Below are 3,845 nucleotides of genomic sequence, written 5' to 3'. Positions count from 1 at the left end.
TGTTGCCCAAGTTTGTAAAAAAGCCTTAATTCTGCTTCCTGGTTCTTCTTGTTGCCATTCTTTTACAGGTGGTTGTAATTCTTTGGGTAAGCGGATATTTATTGTATTATACCAAGTTCCTAAAATTGCTAATTCTGCGGCTGTAGGATCATGATTAAATGCACTTCCTACTTCTACTGATACCATGACTGCGGCATAATTTCCTGTATCAGTAAGTTGCTTTGCTAGGGATAACATGGCGGTGGTTTTTCCCGTTTGTCGTGGTGCGTGTAGCACAAAATAACTTTCTTGTGCAATTAACATTGATAAGTCGGGTAAACGAATTGTAGCTGAAATGGTATAGTTTTTTTTAGGGTTACAGGGACCTGCAATGTTAAACCAGCGAGTCATCATGATTTTGGTAATAGGTGAACAATTTAAGTTTAGACGATTTTCGGGTTGGGGCGGGTCAGGAAGGCTTCAATTTAAATCATGACCTGTTGGTGGTGATAGATCCATTACTTCGGTAAACCGGGAATATTTCACCTCACTAGTTGGGGGAAAGTGTGCGGAAATACCCATTAAACCGACTTTGATATCCTCAAAGAAAATCACACCACCAATTCGTCCGCTTGCTTGCAATGGTCCATGGAAAAATTGATGTCGGGGAATATGGATAAGGAGAGAATTGGTAATTTTGACGTTTTGACCAAATAGTTGTTGACAGGTTTTCTTGACAACTGCATCTATATATTGATTCTGGCTAGGTTTTCCCAAGTTGATGAATTCGGGATGATCCGCAAAATGATCCATGTAATATGTCCAGATGTTAGACAAATCTTTTTCTTCAGTGAGGATTTGCTTGAGTTCCCGCCATCGTTTGAAATTCATAATAAGGAAGAGAATTAAAAGAGAATGGTTAGATTAGATTATTCTTTGCTTACTAAAAATTTATCATAGTTATGCGTAAGCGTTGCGCGACCTAGGCATCGCTATTCCAGGGTTAGGGAAAAATTAGGTAACGCCTAAGAAAACCAAATAAATGAATTTGCTGCTGACTATCTTTGCTTATAGCATCGCTGGGGGTGGATTTATCACCTAATTTAAGGAAAAGACAGGGAATGATTAGACCTATCCTTGTAAATCTTGACTATATAAGCAATTCACCAATTTATTGCCATATAACTGCTGTGCGGCCATTGTCCACCTAATAAAGCGTAAATTTCCACAGGTTTTCCAGAAATGGTAATGCCGATTTCATAGGATTTACCTGTGAAAGCAGCAAAGCGCCGACAAGCTTCATCATAAAAGTGACTGCGGCGATAATTTTTATTAGTTAAATCAATGGCAAATAGTCCGTAAAAATAGCGAGGAATACTTTGAATTGTTTCGACAATTTGCCCTAAGTTTCTCGCTAAAATCGCATTTCTGGGAACTTCTGTTCCCCAAGCTGTGTCCAATGCCCAAGAGGCGGAACTGAGGTGAGAACCGCCACAAATTCCACAAATTCTGGGAGTAACAATTAAGCCGGCTTGGGGATCTTTTCCGCGTAAAATTATTTCAAAACCGCGAAAAAGTTCGGCATGAGTCCAGGCATTTGTGACATATCCATTTTCGATTTCGACACGCACATCTAAATCACCCTCGACTCTACCAACGGGTGAAATATCTAAGGTTTGAATTGGCATATTTTTCCTTTGTCAGTTGTCGGTTGTTAGTTGTCAGTTGTCAGTTGTCCTTTGTTAGTTGTTATGAGATTTTTATTTTTTTGTTTCGCGCATACATACCTGAAAAGTAGGGACAAAAAAATAACTGTGGAAAGAAACCTTTTAACCACTGACCACTGACCAATGACTAATAACTAAACGGTAAAAAAGTCTTCCTCTGCCCATTTTGGGGCTGTGTCTTTGGCGACAACGGTAAGCACTGCGTAATCTTTATGGTTGACTCCGGGGGGTATTTCTTTGGGTACTCCCATGACGGTTTGGGTTTTAAAGACTGTTCCGGGTTCAAGGTCAAAAAAGGGAAATTCCGGTTCTGTACAGCCTAAACAGGGCATTCCAGCGCGGGTTTTGGAGGAGACGCGGTTCCAAAGAATACGGTTACAGGAAGAACGGGTCATGGGTCCACGACAACCTAAGTCGTAAAATAGACAACCTTTCCGTTGTCCAAATTCCCCGGTTGTGGCTTTGTATGCAAAGTGAATGTTGCGGGTACAACCGGTTTGGGTGAAGGTGTTAAAGAAGGTTTGGGGACGATGTAGTTCATCGAGAACTATATCATCAATTCGGCCGGTGGCGATCGCTACTAATATCTGCGTTATCCAGTCGGGGTGTGCGGGACAACCGGGAATATTAATGACGGGTAAGCCGGCTTGACTGACAAAATCTTTACCTAAAAAACCGCCTTTTTCTCGTTTGAGAAATTGTAGTCCTTTGGAGTCGCTGGGGTTGGGTGACATTGCGGGAATTCCCCCCCAGGTCGCACAGTCTCCTACTGCGACAATGAATTTGGCAACTTTGGCTAAATCGTTTAACCAATCTTTCATAGGACGGTCTGCAAACCGGTTCCATTCTCCTGTACCATTAGGGGCGTTAACGACGCTACCTTCAAAGACCAAAATATCCAGAGGAGTTTTCCCTAAAATACAGTCCCATAAAAGAGTTTGGACGTTATCACCTAGTTCTACTCCCAGGGAAGGATGCCAAAGTATTTTAATCCCAAAATCAGCAATTAAATCACAAGCTGTTGGTTCTTCGGCATTAAGAAATGACATGGTGTTACCCGAACAAGCACCACCTTGTAGCCAGAGTACATTAGTCATTAGCTATGTCTTTCTATATATGTTGACAATGTACAATTCAGGAGATATCTGGTGAAAATTATCTGCGACCTTCGTAGAGACGTTACCTGAAACGTCCCTACCGTCTTTACCAGAAGATGTCTAAGGAATTGAAAAAGTTCTGTAAAGGATTTACTTGTAGAGAGGACCTATTAATCTACATCCATTATTTTAAACTAATATTTAAAGCAATTAACTTTTTTAAATAAAACTTAAGAATTAGGAGTACGAGACATTGTAGCAAATAAAATAAATAAGGTCAGATCATAGATATCATCACTAATCAACGGTATCTGAGAGTATTTCCCCCACCTTGAAAGTTTTTCCTCCTACTGTTACCTCATCATCATCAACTAATTTCCGTCCTCTCCGTGTTTCAACTATCCCATTAACTTTAACCTCACCATCAACAATCATCCATTTAGCTTGACCTCCAGTAGAGGATATTCCCGAAAACTTCAAAAACTGGTCGAGTTTAATCATTTGTCTTTTACCAACTAATTAAAAAGTATCATCTATAGCAATATATCAGAACTTAGGATTTTGGCAACAACTTAAATTCTGGCAAAGCCGGTAAAAAGTTTTTATTCTCATGACTAGGACGACTGAGTTTTATTAAGGCAAACCGTTGTCAGATAGTCAGGTTTTTCCACGCCTCAATTGTGATGATCACACCTATTTCTTGAGCCTTTTCGTGGATACTGTGTGGTAATATCTAGCCATCCTGGATTAGCTTCAATTGGTAATTCAGCTACAGGTTTACCAGTGAGTTGCAATACTAACTTTTGAATGTAATTTCTATAATTCTGAATTTTACTATCTGGATCACAAGGTAAAGTCATTAAATTTTGACGTGATTCTTGATTCATCAGATCATATTCCATTCTGGTGACGTACTCCACACACTCCCTTTCAGGTGAGTGTGGGCTTCTCAGTGACTCCTCTATGAGGACATTAACTGAGCTTTAAGACCGTGCGCCCCACGGTTCTTTGGTTTTGAGATTTGTTTTTTGTTTTGTAGGCT

General features: G+C 40.1%; 5 protein-coding genes and 2 pseudogenes. All 7 read right to left on the bottom strand.

Annotated elements, in window-relative coordinates; genetic code table 11:
• Positions 1-390, bottom strand: a pseudogene (locus tag PN471_RS11080) (ATP-binding protein); the annotation flags it as partial.
• A gap of 69 nt (positions 391-459) precedes the next feature.
• Positions 460-870: a hypothetical protein gene (locus PN471_RS11075; protein ID WP_271776893.1), complete on the bottom strand. Its 411-nt coding sequence runs from the start codon at positions 868-870 to the stop codon at positions 460-462.
• Between the two features lie 287 nt (positions 871-1,157).
• Positions 1,158-1,667 (bottom strand): annotated as a pseudogene (locus PN471_RS11070) (nickel-dependent hydrogenase large subunit); the annotation flags it as partial.
• A gap of 173 nt (positions 1,668-1,840) precedes the next feature.
• Entirely contained in the window at positions 1,841-2,803 is a 963-nt protein-coding gene (locus tag PN471_RS11065) for a hydrogenase small subunit (RefSeq protein WP_271776892.1), read from the bottom strand.
• A gap of 297 nt (positions 2,804-3,100) precedes the next feature.
• Positions 3,101-3,304, bottom strand: a complete 204-nt coding sequence (locus PN471_RS11060) for an RNA-binding S4 domain-containing protein (protein ID WP_271776891.1) — start codon at positions 3,302-3,304, stop codon at positions 3,101-3,103.
• A gap of 52 nt (positions 3,305-3,356) precedes the next feature.
• Positions 3,357-3,437, bottom strand: coding sequence for a hypothetical protein (locus tag PN471_RS23350; protein ID WP_334311915.1), 81 nt, complete (start codon positions 3,435-3,437; stop codon positions 3,357-3,359).
• A 40-nt stretch (positions 3,438-3,477) separates the two neighbouring features.
• The gene (locus PN471_RS23345; RefSeq protein ID WP_334311914.1) at positions 3,478-3,690 is read right to left on the bottom strand and encodes a nitrate reductase associated protein; all 213 of its coding nucleotides are present in this window, start codon (positions 3,688-3,690) and stop codon (positions 3,478-3,480) included.
• Positions 3,691-3,845 lie beyond the last annotated feature (155 nt).

This window comes from Aphanizomenon sp. CS-733/32 (assembly GCF_028330045.1).
Lineage (GTDB): Bacteria > Cyanobacteriota > Cyanobacteriia > Cyanobacteriales > Nostocaceae > Dolichospermum > Dolichospermum gracile.
Note: the sequence above shows the minus strand (reverse complement) of the source record. Positions and strands in the feature narration are given on the sequence as shown.